Raw genomic sequence first — 23881 nt, 5'->3', positions numbered from 1 at the left:
CGTTGTTGCAAAGTGAATATACTGGTCCAAACTCAACTATCTGGCGTTTTCCTCTGCCTGCCAATGCTATACACTTCGCGTCTTTGTTACGCCTCCTTGCTGGCTACCCGTAAATTTGAACTAGGACCCTAAATGCGTCATACAACCCTCTCATTACTCTTTTGTACTCTACCTTTTTCTGTCATGGCCGCTGAAAGTGTTGATACTTCAAGCGCTAACGCTGGCGTGAACAGTAACGAAAAAGGCGTGGAGAAAATTACGATTGAAGGGGCGGCGACGGCGAATGACAAGCCAGTAGGCACGTTTAATTCACCTATTTCAAATTTAGAGTACGACCCGCGTGTCGATTTGCAATCGAGGAACATGGCAGAAGCGCAGGCTGATGTCACTATTCGCGGCGGTATATTCGAAAACACGGGGTTTCGCATAGGAAGCGCGACGCTTATTGACCCGCAAACGGGGCACTATTTCGCTGAAATTCCTATTGCGCCAGAAATGTTGACGAAACCGAGTATTTTTACGGGCGTCGATAATGCACTTTACGGCGTAAATAGCTCTGTAGGTACGGTGTCTTACGGTTGGCGTCCTATCCAAACAGCAGGCAGTGTGTCAGTGGGAGTAGGTAATAACAACTTCAATCTGCAGCGTGTACACGGTGCAGTAAAGCACTCGCTTGATGGCTTACTTGGTTTGAAAGCCGGTTGGTCTGTTGGGGTTGAAGGCGAGTATTCTCGTTCTGAAAGTGATGGCACTATTGCCAATGGCGATCATAATTTCGAACGCGCGTCAGGGCGTATCCAACTAGCAAGTGACGATTCACAAACTGATTTGTTTTATGGCTTCCAGCAAAAGTTCTTTGGCTGGCCTAACTTGTACACGCCTTTCGACGTCAACGAAACAGAAGACATTCAAACTCGTTTGGTTATGCTAAATCATAAACAGCGCTATGGCGAAAAGGGTATAGAAAATAACTTTGAAGTTTCTGCCTACTACAGAGAGAATGACGACCATTACGTTTTCTCACGTGAAAATCCTGAATCGTTTCAGGCATTTCACGAAACCCAAGTGAAGTCATTCGCGTTTTCGGGTACTCATAATGTATCGCAAGAATTTGGTATCAACTATGCAGCACAGCTTACTGCAGACGACATCACATCAACCACGCTAGAGAACAATTTCACCTCTCGCGACTACTACAAAATAAGCCTAGTGCCCGAGTATCGAACTCAGTTGAACAGCAATGAGTCACTTACCGTTCGTTTAGGTGGGGCGTTTGACGATACAAATCGCGACGACGACCGACTGTCTTTTGTGGGCGATATTAGTTGGCTTACCCAAACAGGGAGCAACACCTCGCGTACACTCTATCTTTCGTATGCAGAGGCGACGCAGGTGGCTGGCTACACTGCTGTAGGCGGCAGCACCACAAGCGGTCTGTTTAGAAGTAACAACCAGTTACAGCGAGAAGTCAGCAAAAACCTAGAGTTTGGGGCGTCATTTGATAAATCCTCTTTCAAAGTTGATACCGCCGTATTCTATCGCTGGGATAACGAGTCTGACAGATTGGACGTATAGCTTCGACGCTACTTCAGCACGCAGTGCAAACCCAGTTGATATTGAAACCCTGGGTATTGAGTTAATTGCCATTAAACGCTTTGATAGCGCAGATGTGGTAGCAAGCTATACCTATTTAGATAAGTCTGAAGACTATCGAATTGATGAGGTAGACGCGAGCTTTTACGCGCTTAACTATCCGCCGCATCGCGCAACCCTTGGGTTGGTGTGGTTTGCAACCGATACGGTTGAAGTTCGCATTGACAACGAGTGGCGAAAACAAGAAGCCAATGCGCTTAGAAACGGCAGCGACTCAGCATTCTTCTCGCATGTTGCCCTTACGTATTCACCGGCTCAAATTGAAGGGTTAAACCTAGTATTGGCCGTGGATAATTTGTGGGATGAGCGCTTTGAAGAAATCCCAGGAACGCCGGGCCGAGGCGACCAATATTCAGCCACTGTAACCTATTTTTGGTAAGGGAGGCGCAATGACAATTAATTCTCCTAATACCTTGGACGATTTTGCTGGACGATGGACGCTATCGCGCAAAATTCTCCAGCGAAATGGCGATGTATTTACCTTTTCTGGCAAAGCTGAATTTAGCTGGCTTGAAGACAAAGGCTACATAGGTGAAGGCTACGTAGGTAACGGTCACACCGGCAAAGACGACATAGTCAAAAAATACAAAGGCAAAAAACACGAAGACAACGTCGGCGCAAAAAAGGAAATGTGCAGCTTAGCGTATAACGAAAAAGGTGAGGTAACGGCGCCTAACGGCAGTGTAATGCCTGCAGAACGTCGGTATTTCTGGCAGCAGCCTCAAACTGGTTTATTTGAAGTGTTGTTCGACGATGAACGTTATTTTCATTCTTTCAGTGCGACCAACCCAAACGCTGAGCACTTATGCGGCGATGACAATTATGTAGTGCGCTATGACTTCACAGCGTGGCCTGTGTGGCGCTCTACATGGCAGGTGATTGGGCCGCGTAAAGACTACACCATGATAAGTGAGTATAGCCCTGCGTAGCGTGGGCTTTGGTAAGGCTTATGCTCGCCCCTGTTTTTTGGCGTATTGATGAGACATCCAAAGCGCAACAGCGATGATGGCACCACCAAGAAACAGGCGAGTAAAATCGGTGTCTTTTTGCCAAAGCACTAAATTAACTATCAGCCCTGCCGGAATCAGTGCGTTATTCATTATGGCTAACGTACCACCAGAGACTTTTAGCGCGCCTTGATTCCAAAAGTAATAGCCAAGCCCCGATGCGACAATACCCAACCACAGCAGCACTCCCCACTGCTCAGTATTCTGCGGGAGCTGGCTTGTGTTGCCGAATAGGAAAAATGCAGGCAAGGCTACAACTAACGCGCCTAAATAAAACCACGCGAATACGTTGTGATAGGGTACTTGAGCTGTAAAAGTCGAGGTCAGCTTTTTATAACCCACTTGCCCTAGCGCAAAGGAAAGGTTAGCACCTTGAACAATGGCAAAACCAAACCAATAATTATCAGTCACGCCATCAAAACGAATTATTGCTGCCCCAGCGGTGGCGATAAGTGCGCACAATAAATAAAACGGGGTAAACCGCTTAAACAGGGCGTCGTTTAACATAACGACATAAAGTGGCGTAAAAATGGTGAAAAGCAACACTTCTGGCACGGTTAAATACAAAAACGCGTGGTAGAAGAAAATGTACATTAACCCCAGCTGCACAGCACCTAAAGCCGCCAACGCCGCTTTTTGCTTTGCGTTTAACAATGATACTTTTAGAAACGGAAGGAACACCGCTGCAGCAAGAATTATGCGGGTTAGTACAGCAAAGTAGCTATCTACCGAGCCCGCCAAAAATTCACCGATAAGCGAAAAGGATAATGCCCATAGGACTGTAACTGCAACAAGGTATAGCACGCGTTTCTCTTTTTCTAAGTAGGACGCGCGCTAAAGTATTGCAATGGGCAGTATTTATCAACTAATAGCTTGTTTGGACATTACTGAAAACATTTAGTGAACAACGCTAGAAAGTACAGGCACTGGCGCTGACTCAACTTTTTTGTTGCCCTTATTACTTTCCTTAAATTCGCCAGCTTCCTCAACCAGCGCCGTCATAGCGTCAATAATATCTAAAAAGCTTGATAACTGCTCTGGCGTTAGGCCATTAGACAAATTTTCGATTTTATTGATAAGTTGTTTAGTAGGTAGGCGCATAGTGTCAAAATCTCGTTGTTTTCTAGCGTGAAAGCTAAATTTCCAAGGTATAGCGTTATCAAAAACGTTATTTTCAACTAAATACTTCAATAAACTTGCCAACTTTTTTCTGACGGTTTTGTGCAAAAATCGTTGCTTATCAGTTTTTTATATTATTTGAATTATTCCTAATCTTGTTTTGCGTTCAGCGATATCTATTAAACCTAATGATAACGGCTGCTTTTCCATGTCGAAATTATAAGTAGTTTCTCCGCGTGTTGCTCTATTAGCACGTTGTAGTGAGTTATTACTAAGCAGTGAGTTCATGATTAAGTACGTTTTAATCTGTTCTCGTAAACCTAGTTACTTCTTGTAGAAGTGAAAGAAGGCGTTGAATATGAAAAAAGTAAGAATGTCACTGACAGCAGTTGTTATTGCCATCAGTGCCTGTAGTTCTGATGAAAACAATGTTAATACACCCCCTGTAGTAGAAGCAGGGGAGAGGCAAACAATAGATGAAAGGTCTATGGTAGTGCTTCAGGGTAATGCTAGCGATACACAAGGTAGCGTTAGCGTTCAGTGGGAGCAAATATCAGGAGAGTCGGTTGATATCGAAGATGCAAGCTCACTTAATGCGAGTTTTCGAGCACCGTCTACCTCAGATGACGAAACCCTAGTGTTTCGGCTTACCGCAACAGATAGTGAAGGGGTTACGGCCTCAGACGATGTAACCGTTGTGGTGAACGACCGTAGAGCCTCGTCACAAGGTATCGACGAAGACGCCAATGAACGACGTGAACGAGTAAATAACGACAGGGACAACGACAGCGACTTTGTTGATAACAGAGAAGTGAGAACAATTGATGGCTCTTTAAATAATAATGCCAATCCACTTTGGGGAGCAGCATTTACTCAATTAAAACGCTGGGTTGATCCTGATTACGAAGATGGCGTTGCTTCAATGTCAGGCACTAATCGTCCTAGTGCTCGTTTGATTTCCAATAATATACATCATCAAGATACGGGCGAAGTTATCCCAAACACTTTCGGTACATCTGATTTTGTTTGGCAGTGGGGGCAATTTATCGATCATGATTTTGGTCTAACGGATGGCTTAGAAGAAGTGGCCGATATTCCGGTGCCTGTTGGAGATGCGCTTTTTGACCCTCGAAGTACGGGAACCGCAACTATCCTGTTCTCAAGAGCTATTTTCGACCATGATACGGGCACATCTACCCGAAATCCGCGAGAGCAAGAAAATGAGCTCACTGCGTGGATCGATGGAAGCATGGTCTATGGGTCTGACGAAGAACGTGCGTTGGCGATAAGAGTAGGGGAAAACAGCCCTTACTTAGACACAAGCGAGGGTAACTTACTGCCTTTCAATACCAGCGGGCAAACCAATGGTAACGCGTTTGGTGTGGAAGACGACGAGCTGTTTCTAGGTGGTGAAGTGCGTGCCAATGAGCAGGTTGGACTTACTGTTATGCACACTCTGTGGGTAAGGGAGCACAATCGACTTGCGGCTATATTGGAAGAACAGTCGCCAGGTGCATCTGGTGAAGAAATTTTCCAAGCAGCACGGCGACTGGTTATAGCTGAAATACAGTCTATTACTTACAACGAATACTTGCCTGCACTGATAGGCGACAACGCATTGTCTCGCTATCAAGGCTATGACAACACAGTGGACCCTGGGCTTTATAATGCATTTTCTGTGGCTGCGTTTCGTCATGGTCATTCGCTAATAAACGACCAAATTTTGCGACTTAATGCACAAGGAAATACGATTGACGAAGGGAATTTATCGGTAAGAGAAGTGTTCTTTACTGCGCCCAGCATTCTTACCGATGAGCAAAGTATTGAGCCTATTTTAAGAGGCCTCGCAAGTCAGTTGCACCAAGCCATCGACGTGAAAGTAACCAGTGAGCTGCGTAACTTTCTATTCGGTTTGCCGGGGCAAGGCGGACTAGACCTAGTTGCACTAAACATTCAACGAGGGCGAGATCATGGCGTACCTTCTTACAATGAAATGCGTGCCCAATTCGGTTTGGAGCCTAGACAGTCCTTTAGTGAAGTAACCTCAAATACTGAGTTACAACTTGCGCTAGAGGCGACCTACGACAGTATTGACGATATTGACTTGTTCACGGGCGGTCTTGCTGAAGACCCTGTGGCGGAAGAAGGTTCCCAGTTAGGCCCTTTGTTTCGCGCAATGATTACCGAGCAGTTTGAAGCACTTCGAGATGGTGACAGATTTTGGTACCAAAATTATCTAACAGATGAAGAGCTAGACATGATTGAGGGGGTGACGCTAGCTGATGTTATTCGTAACAACACAGGTATTGGAAATGAAATACCAGACAATGTGTTTTACGTAAGCGACTCGACTAACTAGCTACAAATTACATACCACTACACAACTTGTGTAGTGGTATTTTCTTTATTCCAATTTATCCTTTAGTAGGGGAATACTATTTTTAAAAATAGAAAGGAATAGGCAACTTTTCTTTCAGTTCAGCTTTTTGGTATTCCTTCTTTCACTTCTCCATGTTGTTTACTCCACATCTTTCCACTGTTTTTGTCGCACAAGGCTGAAAATTTTATCATTGCCTATCATTCTGTTTTTATTGCAAAAAGCGTTTAAACATAAATGGCCATGTGGGGTATTTATACTGAATATCCATTTTTCTTCTTGCAAAACGTTTCTAAATAAATAAGATCAAACGCAAATCATTATCATTTGCGTTAAAAAGAAAAATAAATGAAACGAGCCTACGTTTTACCTTCACTTGTCATAGCCGCCACACTTCCTTTGGCTCTTTCAGTTTTAGCCGAAGATGACCTAGAGCGAGTTGTGGTGACTGGTACTAGGACGCCGAAATTACTGGCTTCTTCACCAGTGAAGGTTGACGTAGTTGATAAAGAAGAGATTGCTCGATTAAGCAAAGGAACCTTACGCCAAGTGCTTGAGGTGATGCCCGGTGTTGTGGTTAGACGCAGTCAAAAAGACGGGTACAACGTTCAGCTAAATGGCTTCAATGGCGATCACGTATTGGTGTTAGTTAACGGCCAGCCCATCATTTCACCTACAGGTTCCTCGGTCGATCTTGACCAAATTAGTGTTGCCAATATTAAGCAAATTGAAATTGTACGAGGTGCTGCTTCTGTGCTTTACGGCAGCTCAGCCATGGGTGGTGTTATCAATATTATCACCGAAAGGGTAGAAGGCTCGCAGCTTTCAGCAGACTACGAGGCATCTTATTTTACCGATGATGCAATTGACGGTGATGAATTCGGGCACACGTCTAGGGTCACTGCAGCGAAAGCAGTAAGCGATTGGCAGCTTGGCATCACGGCTCAGAACATTACTAACCCGGGTTTTGATTACGACGGCGAAACTACATCACAAGATGGTGGCGCGGTAGACAAATCTTTTGTGCAAATGTCTTTATCAACGTTGATAAATAGCGTTAGCGTGCAATATAAAGGGCAATGGCTGGACGAGAAAAAAGACAAACCTCAATCATCAATACCCGGCCAAGCCACCATTATTAGTTATCTTTCTAACGTTACTCAGTGGCAGCACGATGTTCGCGTTGAGCAGCAATACGATTGGCATATCAACACGCGCTATCTTTCACATGATGAAGAGAGTGGTAACAGCAACGGGTTGCGTCAAACCGATATTCAGCTAGCGGAACTAGAAGCGCAGAAAATTTATTCTACCGAAGATATCGAGTGGGTAGGCGGCCTTGTTTTACATGGCGACACGCTGGACCAGCAAAACCTCAGCACGGGCACGGTTGAAGTTGACGATGTAAGTCGTGAAAGTGCCGAGCTTTATTTACAAGGAAACTGGCAGAAAAACGACACCCAGCTTTTAGCTGGCGCAAGAATACAAAACGATTCTGACTTTGGTTGGCACACTGCACTTAAAGCAAGTGCAAGCCAGTCAATTAGTGCTGACAGTACTTCATGGCAACTTCGCGCAGGGGCTGGCAGTAGTTATCGCGTGCCTAACCTTAAGGAACGCTATTACATATTTGACCACAGTAACTTGGGTTATATGGTGCTTGGCAACGACGCACTTACCCCTGAAACCGCGTTGAATGCTAACTTAGGCGCTAACCTTCGAGTAGAACCGATCCAAAGTGACTGGTTATATCACCTTGATATTAACCTTCATTACACTAAAGCTGATGACTTTATCACCACAGCGGTAGATGTGGACGCATCGCAAGAAGCAGGTTTAGATATTTCAGTTTATCAAAACCTCGATGAAGCGACCCTATACGGTGCAGATTTAAGCGCCAGCGTGCAGAATGATAATTGGCAGTGGCAACTGAATTACAGTTATTTAATTGCTGAAGATGGTAATTCTCAGCGCTTGCCTGAACGCCCTACGCACTTAGTTAAAGCATCCGTTACTTATCAGTTTAGCCAAACCGACACCAGCCTTCAGCTTTACGGAGTGCATGAGGGAAATGTATCTCCTTCCAGTGGCTATACATCAGTTTTCAAAGACAGCTTTACCACGCTAAACGCAGTTGTACAGCACCAGTTCACGCCTCAGTGGCAAGCGCGCCTCGGGCTTGAAAACCTCACCGATGAGCATCGCTCAACCGACGCACTTCTAGCGGGGACTTTCGACGCAAGGCCGATTACTGCCAGGCGGTTGTATCTGGGCGTGAGTTTTCAGTATTGAAATAACCATTAAACGAAAGCACCGACATAGAAAACAGCGTTTGAGATCAAAACAAAAAATACCTAACGGCAGATCCCAAACCAACAACTAAAAACCGCTGGCTAATTCGGCGAACTTTAAAAAAGGAAAACACATGAACAAAACGTATTTGGCGCTATTGCTTGCCATGACATTCGGTTTAACTGCTTGTGGTGGTTCAAGTAGCGATGACACCTCAGTTGAAACGCCTGATCAAGTAACCGATGGCAGTGGAGATTCAGATGACGGAAGCAGTAACGGCGAAAACGAAGAGGCAACAATTTACGGGCCTTTTAGTACAGGGTCTACATCCGAGCCTGTTGCCGTTTATTTTGACTTAGATACACAAACAAAACTTACGCTTACTGAAGAAGAAGCCGCAACGGATACCACGTGGGATATTGGCTTTAAGCGTACCAATGTGTTTTTGAATACAAACCAGGAAACCGCTGTTAGCCTTTACTTTACCGGAAATAACAGCGACTTTTATGATGATACGGGCGCACCAGTGTCTGACTTGTTCTTAAATGCTACGGCTGATAGCGAACTAGACGACTACTTAGCTGTTACTCAAAGCGATATACCAGAAGCTGAAGCGTTCAGCACAGATACAGAAACCCAAGTAATCGGCGATACCTTTTACAACTACGACTTTACTACTCACGTAGTAACGCCAAATGAAGAGACGTATTACATTGTGTCCTCTGACAGCAACTACACAAAATTCCACGTTACCGACATTGTCACTGAAGGGCGCGGTATTGGCGAAATAACCCTTGGCGTTATGCATCAAAGCGTTCTTGACGGGCAAAGCACCTTTGCTGAAGAAGTTGCACTTACCGTTGATGCAGTGGGTTGTAGCGACGCCGTTTACATTGACTTCGATATGCAGCAAGTAGTTACACAAGCGGACGGTTGGGACTTATCAATTCCGTGTGCGGACGGGGCGGGGGAATTTACCCTTTCTATTGCTGATGATGCAACCGTACTTCGCACCGACGCTGAAACTTATGATGGAGTGGATACCGAAGCGGCACAGTTTTATGGCTTCAGTGAAGAGACCGTTAGCGAGTACGCTATGGCTACGAACAACTGGTATTTCTACGACAGTACCAGCCACTTACTTTACTCACAGTTTGGGGTTTATTTAATTCAGTCTGGCGACACTACCTACAAGCTTCAAATTACCAGCTATTACGATGAAGAGGGAACATCAGGTGCGTACAGTTTCCGCGCCGACCCGGTAAGTGGAGAGTAAACAATGTTGCAAAAGGCTCTTTCACTTTCATCTATTGCCGTAAAAGCGATGTGTACTGTGATGGCGGGGTGGAGTTTGTTTGCGGGAGGGGCGTTTAGCGCCCCTTTAGTTGAACCGCAAACTACATCTCCTAGAATTGTTACCGCTGGCGGCAGTATCACCGAAATTGTTTTCGCGTTAGGACGAGGCGATTGGGTAATTGCTACTGACAGTACCAGTATGTACCCAAAAGAAGCGGCAAGTTTAACTAAGCTTGGGTACTTTCGACAGCTTAGCACTGAAGGAGTATTGGCCCAACAGCCCACAATGCTGCTAGGAGCTGAGGCGACAGGCCCAAGTGTTGCGCTTGAACAAATAGCCCATGCTGGCGTAGAGGTTACTACCTTTAACGTAGACAAAAACTTAAGTGGCCTTAAGCGCCTAGTACTGGATATTGGCGAAAAACTATCGGCAAGTGATAACGCCATTAACCTTGTTCACGATATTGAAAAGAAGGTAGAGCAACAAAAAGCGCAGTTCGCAGATAAAACCTTAGCGTTCAATACGCCAATTAAAGCGCTTTTTGTGGTGGCGAATAATGACAGAGGAATAACGGTTGCGGGTAAAAATACTGTGCCCCAAGCGCTATTCGATACGCTGGGTATCGTTAATATAGGTGCAGCAGTGGAAGGTTACAAAGTGATGAGCGCAGAGTCTGTGCTGATGCAAAATCCTGATATTGTGATTGCCGCTGGGCACATGCTACGTGGGAAAAGCGCGAAGGACGCCCTTTGTACGCACCATGCGTTGGCAGCCACCTTTGCTGGTATCCATTGCCTGGTTGAAGCCATGGATAGCAGCATAAGTTTGGGCCTTTCTCCGCGCTTTGATGTAGCGCTTCAGCATGTTGCAGAGTATGCAGAAAAAGCTATTGAAATTAAGCAAGCGCAAAACGCGGCTAACAGTAGTACGAGTCAATAATGCAGTTATCTTCGGCAGCTAAGCACAGTGATAACCTAGCTGATAAGCTAGGCGATAGTGCGTCTATGTCTGTGGTACTTCAGCTTATTAATGCCCGCGCGCAGCGAAAACGTATTGGCATAGGAATATTGGTTGTATTGCTGTTGCTCTGTGCTTATGTGGGGTTAACCCGCGGCAGTTTACCAATTGATATTGAACAGCAACTTAGATACTTCATTAGCGGCGGAAATACCGCGGCAAATAGCACCCATTGGTATGTGTTGTCTGAAATAAGGCTGCCGAGGGTGATCATGACAATGCTGATTGGCGCGCTTCTAGCCGTATCTGGCTGTGCAATGCAGGGGCTAGTGCGTAATCCTCTTGCCGACCCTGGTTTAATTGGTATTGCAGGTGGCGCAGCCGCAGCCGCAGCTCTTAGTATGACCATAGTACCTCCCCTCATCCCTGCGCTTGAGTCTATATGGGTAGCCATGTGGGCCTTTGGTGGTGCACTACTTTCTGTATGGACAGTGCTTCGGTTTTCAAATGGGCCGCAAGGCGTTTCAGTAGCCGCGCTTATTTTGGCAGGGGTTGCCATTAACGCCTTAACCGGAACTGTGATAGGGGCTATTAGTTATGTAGCAAGCGATGATGCACTTCGCCAAATAAGCTACTGGACCATGGGTAGCCTTGCCGGAGCAAGCTGGACGCTTTGTGGTCTTATTGCGCTAGCTGGGCTTGTTGCTTTTACTGGTCTTATGAAGTCACGTAATGCGCTTAATTTACTTGCGCTTGGTGAAAAAGAGGCGGCCTATATGGGGCTTAATGTTACCCGATACAAACACGGGGTTTTATGGCTGGTGGCGTTCTCTGTGGCACTAGCGACGGCGCTGTGCGGCATTATTGGCTTTGTAGGTTTGGTGGTGCCCCACATGTGCAGGGCAATTTTTGGTGTAAACCACCGGGTGCTAATACCTGCCTGCGCACTAATGGGCGCGTTGCTATTAATGGTTGCCGATACATTGGCTCGTACCTTATTTGTGCCTATGGAAATACCTATTGGTATTGTTACATCAGCAGTAGGGGCGCCATTTTTCCTTTACTTACTGTGGCAACAACGCCGTATATTTAGTGGTGGGGTGTAGCTGCTATGAAAATTGAAAGCTTAGAGCAAAGCGATAACGATAAACGGTTAAACACTGAGTTGCTTACATTAAAAAATGTTGTCATTGCCAGAGGTAAAAAGCGCTTGCTAGAGCAAATATCGTTGTCATTTAACACTGGCGAATTTACAGCGATAGCGGGTGAAAACGGATGTGGCAAATCTACGCTTCTAAGTATGCTCAGTGGTGTAGAAACGCCATCTGGTGGAACGCTAACCCTTGACGGGCAAGAGATTAGCTCGCTAAGCGCAAACCAGTTAGCAAAGCAGCGTGCAGTGATGGCACAAAGCGCTGCAACGCCATTTGGATTTATCGCCGACGAGCTACTTCATTTGGCGCGGTATCAGCATATTGAATCGCTAGAACACAAAAGTCGTCTGATTAATCTTGTAGCCGAGCAGTTCGACATTACGCACTTACTTACTCGAAATATTCAAACCTTATCTGGCGGAGAAAGGCAAAGGGTTTTTTTAGCCAAGGCAGTTCTTCAAATATTGCCAAGTGATCAGAATGAGACGTTGGAAGGCAAGCTTTTGCTGTTAGATGAACCCACCTCAGCGCTGGATTTACGTCACCAGAAACTGGTCATGCAGCAACTGGTCGCGTTACGAGAAAAAGGGCTTTGCATTATTTGCGTAAGTCACGATCTGAATTTAATTTCGCCTTACTGCAACAGACTTATTTTACTGGGTGAAAAGCGTTGCTTAGCCGACGGAGCACCAACGCAAGTGCTCACTACCGATATGCTATCTCGGTGCTATCACACCCAGTTAAACCTAATTAAAAACGAACAAAAACAAGTTTTCGTCACACATTAACTATAGCGAAAATATAGCGAAAACCGATAAACAAGAACGGAGTTAACCATGAGTATGCAAGATATTGCATTTCAAGCAAAACAGCTAAGCCGGACCCATCATAGCGGTGTATTGGGAACGCATTCAACATCAATGCCCGGCTACCCTTTTGGTTCGGTTGTACCTTATTATTTAACGTCTGCCGGTGACGCAGTTATTTACATCAGCGATATCGCTCTGCATACGCGCAATATTAAAGCGAACGACAAGGTTAGCTTAACCATTTTCGATGCTAGTGAAGATGACTCTCAGGCGAATGGTCGCGTGACTATTATGGGGAGTGCGGAGCTAGCGAACCAAGATGACGTGAAAGCGCAGTATCTTCGTTTATTCCCACAAGCTAAAAAATACGAGCAAACTCACGACTTCAATTTTTACGTTATTCGTACTGAGCGAGTCCGTTTTATTGGTGGGTTCGGAAAAATCCATTGGGTTGATAAAAACTATTGGCGCGTTGAAGCCCAAGACTGGCATAGCGCACCAGAGGGCATGATTACCCATATGAATGAAGACCATCAGGACGCGATGCAGCTTATCTTGCAGCACAAAATAGGCGTTAACGTTGAAGCGCCGATAATGCACAGTGTATTTCCAGAAGGCATGCATTGCGGTACAGAAAAACAGACTTGGTTTATCCCCTTCGAGGAGCTATGCGCGTCTTCGACGGATGTAAGGAAAGCGTTAGTGAAACTGACCAATGACGCCCGGGAAGCGCTTAATGTACCAAAAGCGGTGTCATAGCTGCTGCAGTTTAGACGATAGCTGGCTGTTTTAAATAATAGCTGGCTATAGTTGCTTCGTTTTCGTCATAGTGCGATGGTAGGTAGACCTTCGATAAAGCGCTTAACCATGGAGCATCAAAGATGACGGATATAAAACGTAGAAAGTTTGTAACGAGTGCCGGCGCACTGGCTTCTTTTGCTGCATTACCTGCTAGTGCCAGTTCTCCAAGTTCTATACCTTCAGCCTCTGCTAAGTATTCAAGCATGAAAAGTAGTATGCTTCCCCCCATACTTCATATGGTTTATTTTTGGCTTAACAATCCCGGCTCCAATGAAGATAGAGCGAAGTTGATAGCTGGCTTAGAGTCTCTAAAAGCTATACCGCAAATTCATTCCCTTCACATTGGCGTACCTGCCAATACCTTAAAGCGCGATGTTATTGATAATTCTTTTGATGTGTCTGAGCTCATGTTTTTCGAAAGTGTTGAAGCGCAAGATGAATACCAATCTCATCCCATTCATAAGCAGTTTGTCGAGCAGTGTTCGGGTTTATGGCGCAAGGTTGTAGTGCGAGATTCTGTTTCGGTATAGGGCTTATTGACGGCTTGGATATCATAGTTAACGGTCACTTTTTTCACAGTCTATGAAAGCTGGTAACGAGTAAATTAGTACTTCCCACAGCTGAACTGTCTAGTGGAGCGACTATCGTACCGCGCATTGTGAAAGGTTGACTTAATATGCTCTGGCTCACATCGAGAGGCTTCTTCTGAAGGGTAAGAGGTAATTTGGATAGTGAGTAATTGATGTGAAGTAAAATACGGCACAGTGGCTAAACAGGCAATAATTCCTCTACTCTCAAGCACAAGCTTTAACCCATCTTTACACTTATCCTATGGTGAGCGGAAAACTTATTCACTATGATATTTTTCTACTTTGAATATCTTTTCTTAGTAGTGTGAACTATGTCTAACCTAAGTGGCTAGTGACACTATTTCAAAACCATTTATATAGGAAAAGTAATGCGCCACTTTGCTTATTTTTGTGCATTTGCTGCGCTAATAATGTCTTTGTCAGCATTCGCTCATCACGGAAGTAGCGGACAATTCGATACCAATGCCACGGTCGAGTTTAGCGGTAACATCACTAGGGTACGTCTTGTTAACCCACATGCTTACGTGTATTTCGACTCAATTGATGAAACAGGTAAGGTTACAAACAAACGGTGCGAATTGCAGTCTGGCTCATTATTGAAGCGAAGAGGCTGGACTCAGTCGCTCTTCAAAACGGGTAGCTTTATTTCCATTAAAGGTTCACCAGACAGAACCGATCCTACTACTTGTTACATGAAAGAAATTACGTTTGAAAATGGCGTTGTTGCATCACGAAATAGCGAGTTTGATGAACAAGGGAATGTACTTGTAGCAAGTGAAGGGGCTTTAGAAGACGAGCCTTCCAAAGACTATCACGCTGAAGAGCATGACGAGGACCATCATGAAGAGGACGTTCATCATGATGAAGGCGGCGATGTTGAGACCACCTCTCCAGAGCAGACCGTAGACCCAAGTTCGCGTGAGCGTCTTCGCGAAGATGGTTCGTTGAATATGGCTGGAAATTGGGTCATGGTTCGCTCAGGCGAAGGCCCTCCCGGCGGGGGCGGAGGCAAAGCAGTGTTAACGTCTGCCGGAGAAAAAGCGGTTGAAGACGCTACATCCGCTGATAATCCTCGATATCAATGTGAGCCAACTAACATCATTATGGACTGGTGGTTCGATATGATGGTTAATCATATTGACCAAACAGATAAACGTATTACGTTGACATACGGCTTCATGAACTTAAAGCGTACTATTTATCTAGATGGCACTACTATTCCAAAAGACTATCAGCCTAATCGTGCCGGTTTTTCTACTGGACATTGGGAAGGAGAGGAATTAGTTGTGACAACCACAGGGTTTGATGAAGGGTGGATAATGGCGCCTCTTGGAGGTAATCCTGGCGGCCCGCCACCGGGGCAAGAAAGAGCAAACCGACCACCACGCCCAGACGGTGAACAAGGTATGCCTAGTGAGGGGAGAAGTGGCCCCGAGGGAAGACCAGGCCCACCTTCTCCAGCTAAGAACAGTACACAGATGACGATTGTAGAGCGCTTTACGTTAAGTGAAGATGGCACTGTTTTAACCAGAAAATATACGATAACAGACCCACTATATTTAGCGTCACCAATGGAAGGGCAAGATCAGGTAACCTTCACCAGCGACCAATACATAGACTACGAATGTGAAGATCTAACCGCTGAACGAGGGTCAGACAGTTTAGGTGGGGTAGGTGTAACACGTGCCTCAGAAAAAGTTGGAGCAGGTCAATCGGTCAAACCTCTTTTGTATTGGTTTGAAGAGACAAAAATTGGAACAACTGTATCAAGCACGCAATGGGGCTATCCCATTATCCTCTCGCTGCATGCGATTGGTATGGCGATTATGGTGGGCGTTTCATTGATGTTATGTGCTCGTGTTTTAGGATTTGCGTCAACCATACCTCTTTCGTCCTTTACTCCCTATTGGTCGATAGGCTTGGTTGGCTTCGTGATTAACTTTTTATCTGGTTCAGCTTTGTTTTTCGGTAACGCTTCCGAACTTTATTTCAACTTGGCTTTTCGAGTAAAAATTGTATTGGTCATTTTGGGGCTTACTTTTACTAAGTTGATGGTCAAAAAAGCGATGTCATCACCAAGCGAAAACGATAAAAGGCATAAGACGCTGGCTGTCGTCGCACTGCTTTGTTGGGTGTTTGCTATTATTGCTGGCCGCTTGATTGGCTACACAGGTTAGGGGCGTAAAAATGAATACTTTTCTATCCACAGTGATCGATACATTACAATCAAGCCAGCTTAATCATTTCGTTATGGACAATGCCGCAGTATTTCCAATATTAGAAATGGCACATTTTTTAGGTTTGAGCATGCTTTTTGGGGCTCTGCTGATCGTAGATTTACGTCTTGTAGGTGTAGCCAAAAAAATTCCGCTAAACAATGTTGAGTTGTTTCTCCGTTTTGCCCTTATCGGTTTTGCTATTAATTTGATTTCGGGTGTCTTATTTGTAGTAGGCGACCCTGGACGATACCTAGTTAACCTTGCTTTCGGGCTTAAGATGCTGGCTATTGGGCTAGCCGGTGTTAATACGATTTACTTTGTAAAAAGAGTAAAACCGCAACTACATAAGACTCACCAGCCACCAACGATAGGCAAAGAAGCAGCGGTAGTGGCTTGGTTATCTATAGCGCTATGGTTGTGCGTTATCGTATTAGGTCGCTTCATTCCTTATTTAGAAACACCTTAAATAAAACTCACTTATTACATCTTTCCATATTTTCATTGCAACGGAAGTCGTATTTTTAGCAAGATAAGAAGGTGTTACTTCGACTCAATAAGCCTTATCCAGTGGTTAAACACCCCTAAGTTTGCCAGTATTATTTTCACACACATTAAGATAGGTACAGCAAGCAACACACCAATTACGCCCCACAACCAACCTGTTATTGCTATCCAAATTATAATAATGAGTGGATTAAGCTGCATACTTCGTCCTAAAACAGCCGGTGTGATCAACTGAGACTCGGTGATATTTAAAATAAGAAAGACCCCCGCGGGTAAAAATACACTACTTGTAAGCCCAAACTGAACTAGCCCCACAACAAGAAGTACAACGCAGCTAGCAACGCCACCTAAATAGGGTACGAAGTTCATTAAAGCGACTAGTGCCCCCCACAATAAGGCATCTTCGATACCAAAGTAATGAAATGCGCCTGCGGTAGCCAGCCCTAAACAAGTATTTATAATACTAATCGTTACTATGTATGAAGAAAGCTCCCGTTGGATTTGATCGACTAACACTAATGCTCGTCTTTTATCCGTAACCACGGGAAAGTCTCTTATGAAAACGTGAAACAGGTTAGGACCGAAAACTAACAAGAAAAAGATTAATACTACACAGCCCAGCATTTGCGCTAGCAAAAAAGGCGCGCTACTAAAAAGCGTTAAACCCATATCAATGCCGGTTTGCTTAATTTTGTCGGTCACTGAATTTGTTTTATCAGACTGAGTCTCCGGAATATCGGGTTCATCCTTGTCGCCAAACCAATCAAAAATCGAAGACTCTCTTTCTTCGGTCTCGGTCTCGGGAGGAGGTGGAGGGGTAGTAAAGGCGTCAATACTGCTACTAATTTCTTCTATCTCTTCCGTTATTTCGGCAGCTATTTTAGGTAGGGAGTGTAGCCAACGTTCGGCGGGCTCAGCGAGCTGTACTGATAACAAAGTAAAGGGGGCTACCAACAGTACAATTAGAGCGCCAGCCGAAATTGTCCGTGGCACATATACCTTTCTAGCAATGGCGACAAGTGGGCTGAGTAGTAAGGCTATAAAAGCTGAAAAGAACAGTGGAATTAGAAGTGATTTCGCTAAATACATGGTGTAAATAAAGGCGAAGATCACCAGGGTGTTCAGCAACTTAGTTTGCTTGGCTATTTTAGGGTACGCACCAGTTAAATTCTTTCGTTGTTGTTCGTTAGTAGAGCCAGCGTTATCCATGTCTTAGCCTTGGGTGAGAAGCGAAATTTGCGCGATTTTTTCGTCAATCTTGAAGAAGAAAGAGTATAAATATTACGAAAATTTCATGTTTAAAGTTCAATTCCTTCAAACTCTAGTCTTCGTATCTTCTTCGACAATATTTGGGTGATCTGTATAGGCAAGTAAAGCACTATTAAAATCAAACATGGATTATTGTCTTATGGAGAGGGCTAATGCCTGGTATTACTCGTCGTCACTTCCTTCAAATAGCGGGTTCAGGTTTACTCGTTGCCCACAGCCCTTATTTACTCGCTCAGACACCTAAGAAGAAACTAGGCGTAGCCTTGCTTGGTTTAGGCAATTACAGCACAAATTTATTAGCGCCAGCGCTACAGCACACCAAGCATTGCGAGCTGCGAGGCATCATCACGGGTAGCGAAGAAAAAATTCCCAAGTGGCAAAGAAAATACGGTATTAAAGACCCCAACGTATATACATACAGCTCAATGGCAGAAATAGCGAATAACGACGATATCGACATTATCTATGTCGTTACCCCCACAGGTACGCATAAAGACTTCGCAGTGCAAGCCGCAAATACGGGGAAACACGTGTGGTGTGAAAAGCCAATGGCCATGGATAGTGAGGAGTGCCAGGCCATCATCAATGCCTGTAGTAAAAATAATGTGACCCTGTCTATTGGTTATCGCATGCAGCACGAACCTAATACCCGCACTTTTCATCAATACCTTGAAACGAAACCCTACGGAGATATAACTGCCGTGTCGAGCTTCGCTGGTTATGCGGGGCAGGGTAGACCAGCTGACAACTGGCGTATGAAAAAGCATATGGGAGGCGGTGCCCTTTATGACATGGGCGTTTATGCAATAAACAGTGCGCGCTTTTTAACGGGGCGAGAGCCCTTGTCTGTTACCGGTAGTCATCCTCCAAAGCGCTTCCCAAACAAGTTTACTGAAGTTGATGAAACTACCTTATTCACCATGGACTTTGGTAACGGGCTGGTGGCGGATTGCGGCACTAGCGTAGTAAAAGGGTTTAACCATTTTAAAGCTGACTGTAAAGACGGTTGGTATCAGCTAAAACCAATGCAGAGCTACAACGGTGTTACGGGTACAACATCTGATGGGAAAACACTGCCACCTATTGACGGTATGCAGCAAACACTTCAAATGGATAACGACGCCCTAGCCATATTAACTGGGCGACAGCCAATGGTACCTGGTAGTGAAGGGCTTGCTGATATTAAGATTGTTAACGCGATATTTGAGGCAGCGAAAACGGGTCAAACGATTACGCTGTAAGATTTTGCCACAAAGTTAACTAGGGTGAAGCGAACATCATTAATTAGTAGCTTACAATGCGCTCAGTTAGACATTCGCTTCGCCCTGAAAGTACACAGCCTTAAACTACAATACTTTTATATCCTAATTATTCCTCGGCGAGCGAATCGATCAGCGAATTTAGCTTTTTCGCATCAGTTAATTCACTAAACCATGGCATTATTTCTGCCCCGTGCATTAAACCTAGTATGGCCCCTAACACAAAACCGCGATGCACGTTGTCACCGCCCACATTAGTGTTTGCTACAAGCGCTCTTTTCGGATTATCTGCGTAGCGGTATGCGAAATACAAAACGGCGGGCCAGGCGTCTGAGATATAACACGCTGGCGAATACATGCGCCCTACAACTTCAATATCGCTTTTGTTTTTTGCCGTAAGGGACGGCAAGTTCAACCCTGCTGAGTTACGCGCAATTTCATCTAAAATGTCTTTGGGTGATTCATCTTGGCGGTGAACCAATTTGTATATCAGCTCTACATAGTAATCACAGACTGAAGCTAACGACTCGTCGGGATGAGTTAAATATAGATGCTTACGACACAGGTGTTTGATGTCATTAAGCGCAGTGTTCTTAGCTGCTTCTACTACCGCTAAAGGTGTTACTGATACAAAAGCCCCTATCGAAGCTGTATCGTGGGTAACCGCTCCACATTTTTCTGCCGGAATGCCTTGTACGAGATTTGCGAAAAAACCTCTGTGATAAGACTCGGCATACGTGTCGGGGTGCTTAGGAACATCGGCGCGCATAAAGCTAATGTATTGGTTTAAAAACTCATCTGCGTCATAGCCTTTAAGCGCGCAGGTTAAAACAATACGGGCACAGTGGGCATTAAGCGTATTTTCACCTGCTTTCATTCCCTGATGGTAATGAACGTTGTCTTTACCCCAGTACTGCCTTTTTCCTTTTAGAATAACCTCACCCACTATCTCTTTTTGGCTAGCTGATGCTTTGTTTGCCCGTCCACCTTGCTGAGTAGAGTGTAGCGACATTATTGAAGAGGGGTGGAACGTTGGAGCATCTTCAAATTGTTCGATACCTAATGGAAAGGCTTTATAAATATCGGCAGGGTTGTAAAACCAGTGCACCGGCATAGCGAGTGCGTCGCCGACAAATGCGTTTTTGAGTGCTGCTCTTGCGCGTTCTACCATTAATGAAGCCATCTTTCCTCTCGCCTGCCAACTAACTCATTGGGATGGGTATGCGTGTATTAACTCATTTAAATTACGCGCAAATGGCCAAAAATGATCGCTTTAATGCTCGTCAAACAAAGACTTGTTGCGGATATATTTTCGCATGTAGTGGTAGGTAATAGGGCGCAACAACCAGCTTTTAAGAGACATTAAAAATCGCCTGTGAGTAGGCGTGTTTTCATAAATTTTATCATCATGCAGCCACAGCATTTTACCCACATGCCAGAAGTAAAAAGGGAAGGGAGGCATAAAGGTAATAACGTCTAGGTCGCAGCAAATGCGATACGTTCGATGGTGTAACAAGTAATGCTTGTACCAAGAGCGGGTGCCAACAGCAGGTTGCCCAAAGGTAACCACTCTTTTTACTGACTTAGGGAACCGTCTTTCGAAATAATCGGCCATGAGCACGGCGACCGCACCACCGGATGAGTGACCGATAAATGAAAACCGTTTGCCTTGTGCACGAAGTGGCTCTAATACTTTTACGAGTAGTTCTCTGAGTGGTAAGGCGTCATCAGAGGTTTTTGTACTTGAGTACATAGGTTGCGCAAGTAATCGGGCAAACCCCCAGTGGACAAAGAAACTTCTATTTAACTGGTGCAATTTATAGGGTATGAAAAACAGGTTAGCAAACCAATCTTTGAAGCCTAAGGAACCTCGGAAAACGATGATGACTTCTTTTTTGTTCTCTACCCACAGGATCCTCACGCTCATTCTGCCGTACTTATCGACAAGATGTCGTTCATGAAAAGGGTCGAGTATTTTTTCGTATTGCGCGTCGGCATCGGGGTAGGCGAGTTGACAGAGGATGGCATATCGTTCGTATTGATAGCGTTTCAATTTCTTCATGAAAACTCGTATCGGAGCAATGTGCGTTTTGAAATAGTGCTTTTGACGGCACTTTCAGAGAACCTTATACGCTATAGGATATTTATTTCAGAGATATTACGGCGAGAAAAATTTGGATAAATTTAGCATGGAAGGGCTCTATGCAATTGCGGTATATCATCAATCATAGAGCCTAGAATCCGTTCTTGCTTTTAATGCTTAGTCTGCAATCTCAGCAGCAACAACTGAGATTTCTACAAGCAGAGCCTCACGCGCCATATCGGCTGTAACACAAGCTCGCGCCGGAGCGTAACCCTCTGGTACCCAGTTGTCCCACACCTCATTCATTTTCGCAAAATCATCCATGGTTTTAAGGTAAATGGTCGCTGAAAGCATATGCTTTCTATCGCTGCCTGCCTGTATAAGCAGACTGTCGACTTTATCTAACATGGTTTGAGTTTGATGAGTAATATCTTGCGTGGCATCTGCGCATACTTGCCCGCATAAGTAGATGACGCCATTGTGCTTCACAATACGACTCATGCGCTGCTTAGTTTCCATTCGTTCAATGTTCATTAATTAAAGCCTTTTAAGAAGTGAGAAGGGTTTGTGCTGAGCGACTTTAATTGGTTTGGTGGGGGACTTCAATTGTTAGGCAGCACCAAATGAAGTAACCCCAATACATCCCACTATGAGTAAATTAAAAACGATAACCCAACATAAAAGCTGCGCTAGATTCATATTCATCGGCAACTTTCTGTATATTCACTTCAAAATCTAACGCGATGTTTTCGAAACCATATTGGTGCAAGCTAAGTGATGCTGCATCGATTGGCTCATCACTTCCATATTGGTTGAAGGTCCTACTTAAGCTAATCGCCAACTTACTATTCAGTTTTGTATATGCATATAGCCCAATAACGGGTTTGGCGTACACAAATGCTTCGTGCTTGTTAGCGCCTGCACCTACTATGATGTCGCTATACACCCCTAAACCTTGCATTACTTCACGTGTTAAGCCTAACCCAAACTCCGATTGCACAATGAGTTTGCGTTTTCGCTCGTCAGTTAGCACGCGGTTTAGCCCTATGTTAAATGATGATGACCAGTTGCTTATATTTTGTGTAACAGGTACCCGCGACACCATTTGGTAAAGCATGGCCTTGTCCATATAGATATCACCTAAGTTGCTTTGTTCTAAACCAACTCTGAACTCAACGTCGGCCAAGATAAGCTCGGTTTCACCAATCATGCTTCTGTTGTCGTCGGCTAGCCTTCTTGCAACAGGAAAGGCTCGAATTGACATAAACGAACGGCTGTCTTGATGAGTGAAGCCGGCAGCAACATATCCTTCTTGCTGGCGAGTGGAAGGAACAGGAAACTCAGACACGTCTAAAGAAAGGTGTTGATATTTAGCATCAAACGCTGCAATTTCAGCGGAGTTCTTTTGATATTTCTGTTCTGAAATTGTTTGAGCTGACCTAAAGTATTGATTAAGCGCCAGTGCGTATTTGGTTTCAACAAACGAAAGTGATAATGAATCTAGCTGAGCGCGAGCTAAATGCGAAGATATGGCAGACGCGCGTTTACTCCCGATACTTTCTTCTAACGTCGTTATTTCCCATTTGTTAGAAGGAACAAATTGGGTTGATGCAACGAGAGAGTTTGCTTGTGCAAATTTAACAACATCAAGAGGGGTCAGCCAGCTTGCAACCTGATTTAGATGAGCAGGACGAGCAATATTTACCAACAACTGAGTAACGGTGGCACAGTTGAATATATGAAAAAAATAAGCGGGGCTCTGCTGTCCCAATTCCCATATGTAGTCTTGTACAAAGTGGCGCTGCTGCTCACTGAAATCTAGCGTGTATCGCCAAATATTTCTTTGCTCTTCATAGAGGTAAAACTGCTCAAATTCTTGGTAAGGAGCAACCTTAAATACGCCTTCTTTTCCTGTCATCAATGTTTCGTACATGATGTGAGGGACGTTTAAAGAGTCTAATTCTGTAAAAAACGTAATACCGTGCTTAACGGGAATGCCTTTATAGTTAGTTCCATCTAGTCGAAGCATAATATGCCCCATCATAGAGCTCGCAGATGTAACATTTTCTGAGGCATAAATTAGTTTGATACTATCGGCCGGAACACTTTCAACAAATTTGCGATATTCTGCGCAGTGCTCGGCAGGGGTAATAGATTCGAATTCTGGTATGTAACGCTTGAGCAGCCGTAAACGAGCAGGGTAGTTGCAAATGTTTTGGGTATTACGCTGAAAAAGGTCTATGGTAGCTTGCGCTTCGGCCAACGGGCTGACGAACGACTTTGATATATAGATAGAGGTGTCGTTAGTAATTGGCTTCCCATTTTTTAGTTGTAACAATAGGTGCCACAACGGGTCGTTAGCTATTTGCTGTAACGTTGCGCTATCAACTTTCGAGTAGCTAGTTTGAGTAACGTCACTGGCCGTGGAATTAGCTGAAAAAATCAAAAAAAAGGAAGCAAGAATGCTTCCTTTTAGAATTCGAGTAAACAT

At 44.6% G+C, this 23881-nt stretch carries 20 protein-coding genes and 1 pseudogene; 13 read left to right on the top strand and 8 right to left on the bottom strand.

Annotated elements, in window-relative coordinates; genetic code table 11:
- Window positions 1–132: 132 nt before the first annotated feature.
- Window positions 133–2032: pseudogene (locus ACYX4W_RS19185) on the top strand (TonB-dependent receptor domain-containing protein).
- A gap of 10 nt (window positions 2033–2042) precedes the next feature.
- A complete protein-coding gene (locus ACYX4W_RS19180) occupies window positions 2043–2582 on the top strand; it encodes a DUF6314 family protein (protein WP_476074226.1) in 540 nt (179 codons plus the stop codon).
- 18 nt (window positions 2583–2600) lie between these two features.
- On the opposite strand, the gene ACYX4W_RS19175 is transcribed toward ACYX4W_RS19180, so the two are convergent.
- Both ACYX4W_RS19175 and ACYX4W_RS19170 read right to left on the bottom strand, forming a co-directional pair.
- Window positions 2601–3464 carry a DMT family transporter gene (locus tag ACYX4W_RS19175; RefSeq protein ID WP_476074225.1) on the bottom strand — a complete coding sequence of 288 codons (864 nt, stop codon included), beginning with the start codon at window positions 3462–3464 and terminating at the stop codon, window positions 2601–2603.
- A 93-nt stretch (window positions 3465–3557) separates the two neighbouring features.
- Window positions 3558–3851 (bottom strand): hypothetical protein, encoded by a 294-nt coding sequence (locus ACYX4W_RS19170; RefSeq protein ID WP_476074224.1) that lies wholly within the window; start codon window positions 3849–3851, stop codon window positions 3558–3560.
- 286 nt (window positions 3852–4137) lie between these two features.
- Here ACYX4W_RS19170 and ACYX4W_RS19165 point away from each other — a divergent pair, with 286 nt between their 5' ends.
- From ACYX4W_RS19165 to ACYX4W_RS19135, 7 genes are all read left to right on the top strand, one after another.
- Entirely contained in the window at window positions 4138–6138 is a 2001-nt protein-coding gene (locus ACYX4W_RS19165; RefSeq protein ID WP_476074223.1) for a peroxidase family protein, read from the top strand.
- A gap of 366 nt (window positions 6139–6504) precedes the next feature.
- Window positions 6505–8448 carry a TonB-dependent receptor plug domain-containing protein gene (locus ACYX4W_RS19160; protein ID WP_476074222.1) on the top strand — a complete coding sequence of 648 codons (1944 nt, stop codon included), beginning with the start codon at window positions 6505–6507 and terminating at the stop codon, window positions 8446–8448.
- 133 nt (window positions 8449–8581) lie between these two features.
- Complete coding sequence (locus tag ACYX4W_RS19155) at window positions 8582–9724, top strand: HmuY family protein (RefSeq protein WP_476074221.1); 1143 nt, start codon at window positions 8582–8584, stop codon at window positions 9722–9724.
- A gap of 3 nt (window positions 9725–9727) precedes the next feature.
- Window positions 9728–10684 (top strand): heme/hemin ABC transporter substrate-binding protein, encoded by a 957-nt coding sequence (locus ACYX4W_RS19150; protein WP_476074220.1) that lies wholly within the window; start codon window positions 9728–9730, stop codon window positions 10682–10684.
- On the top strand, window positions 10684–11808 hold the full coding sequence (locus ACYX4W_RS19145; protein WP_476074219.1) for a FecCD family ABC transporter permease: 1125 nt from the start codon (window positions 10684–10686) through the stop codon (window positions 11806–11808). The genes ACYX4W_RS19150 and ACYX4W_RS19145 overlap by 1 nt, the downstream gene beginning before the upstream one ends.
- Before the next feature lie 5 nt (window positions 11809–11813).
- A complete protein-coding gene (locus ACYX4W_RS19140) occupies window positions 11814–12644 on the top strand; it encodes an ABC transporter ATP-binding protein (protein WP_474805083.1) in 831 nt (276 codons plus the stop codon).
- Between the two features lie 48 nt (window positions 12645–12692).
- Window positions 12693–13424 carry a HugZ family pyridoxamine 5'-phosphate oxidase gene (locus tag ACYX4W_RS19135; RefSeq protein ID WP_474854676.1) on the top strand — a complete coding sequence of 244 codons (732 nt, stop codon included), beginning with the start codon at window positions 12693–12695 and terminating at the stop codon, window positions 13422–13424.
- Window positions 13425–13434: 10 nt separating this feature from the next.
- Here ACYX4W_RS19135 and ACYX4W_RS19130 read toward each other — a convergent pair whose 3' ends face one another.
- Window positions 13435–13671, bottom strand: coding sequence for a hypothetical protein (locus tag ACYX4W_RS19130; RefSeq protein ID WP_474809344.1), 237 nt, complete (start codon window positions 13669–13671; stop codon window positions 13435–13437).
- Here ACYX4W_RS19130 and ACYX4W_RS19125 point away from each other — a divergent pair.
- The 3 genes from ACYX4W_RS19125 (at window position 13556) to ACYX4W_RS19115 (ending at window position 16741) form a co-directional block, all read left to right on the top strand.
- A complete protein-coding gene (locus tag ACYX4W_RS19125; protein WP_476075503.1) occupies window positions 13556–13996 on the top strand; it encodes a Dabb family protein in 441 nt (146 codons plus the stop codon). The two genes, ACYX4W_RS19130 and ACYX4W_RS19125, sit on opposite strands and share 116 nt — an antisense overlap.
- A 428-nt stretch (window positions 13997–14424) precedes the next feature.
- Window positions 14425–16233: a DUF6152 family protein gene (locus ACYX4W_RS19120; protein ID WP_474854678.1), complete on the top strand. Its 1809-nt coding sequence runs from the start codon at window positions 14425–14427 to the stop codon at window positions 16231–16233.
- A gap of 10 nt (window positions 16234–16243) precedes the next feature.
- Window positions 16244–16741: a DUF6644 family protein gene (locus ACYX4W_RS19115; RefSeq protein WP_474854679.1), complete on the top strand. Its 498-nt coding sequence runs from the start codon at window positions 16244–16246 to the stop codon at window positions 16739–16741.
- 74 nt (window positions 16742–16815) lie between these two features.
- Here the strand turns inward: ACYX4W_RS19115 and ACYX4W_RS19110 are convergent, their stop codons facing one another.
- Window positions 16816–17988 carry an AI-2E family transporter gene (locus tag ACYX4W_RS19110; protein ID WP_474854681.1) on the bottom strand — a complete coding sequence of 391 codons (1173 nt, stop codon included), beginning with the start codon at window positions 17986–17988 and terminating at the stop codon, window positions 16816–16818.
- A gap of 212 nt (window positions 17989–18200) precedes the next feature.
- On the opposite strand from ACYX4W_RS19110, the gene ACYX4W_RS19105 reads away from it, so the two are divergent.
- Window positions 18201–19289: a Gfo/Idh/MocA family protein gene (locus ACYX4W_RS19105; protein WP_474854683.1), complete on the top strand. Its 1089-nt coding sequence runs from the start codon at window positions 18201–18203 to the stop codon at window positions 19287–19289.
- 127 nt (window positions 19290–19416) lie between these two features.
- On the opposite strand, the gene ACYX4W_RS19100 is transcribed toward ACYX4W_RS19105, so the two are convergent.
- The 4 genes from ACYX4W_RS19100 to ACYX4W_RS19085 form a co-directional block, all read right to left on the bottom strand.
- Window positions 19417–20490, bottom strand: a complete 1074-nt coding sequence (locus ACYX4W_RS19100) for an ADP-ribosylglycohydrolase family protein (RefSeq protein ID WP_474854685.1) — start codon at window positions 20488–20490, stop codon at window positions 19417–19419.
- Window positions 20491–20580: 90 nt separating this feature from the next.
- The gene (locus tag ACYX4W_RS19095) at window positions 20581–21369 is read right to left on the bottom strand and encodes a lipase family protein (RefSeq protein WP_474854687.1); all 789 of its coding nucleotides are present in this window, start codon (window positions 21367–21369) and stop codon (window positions 20581–20583) included.
- A 198-nt stretch (window positions 21370–21567) separates the two neighbouring features.
- Window positions 21568–21924 (bottom strand): RidA family protein, encoded by a 357-nt coding sequence (locus tag ACYX4W_RS19090; RefSeq protein ID WP_474854689.1) that lies wholly within the window; start codon window positions 21922–21924, stop codon window positions 21568–21570.
- Between the two features lie 124 nt (window positions 21925–22048).
- Window positions 22049–23881, bottom strand: coding sequence for a lipoprotein N-acyltransferase Lnb domain-containing protein (locus ACYX4W_RS19085; RefSeq protein WP_476074218.1), 1833 nt, complete (start codon window positions 23879–23881; stop codon window positions 22049–22051).

Source organism: Alteromonas sp. ABH4_454 (assembly GCF_056311775.1).
The sequence above is the reverse complement of the archived record's forward strand: the minus strand, read 5'-3'. Positions and strand labels throughout refer to the sequence as shown.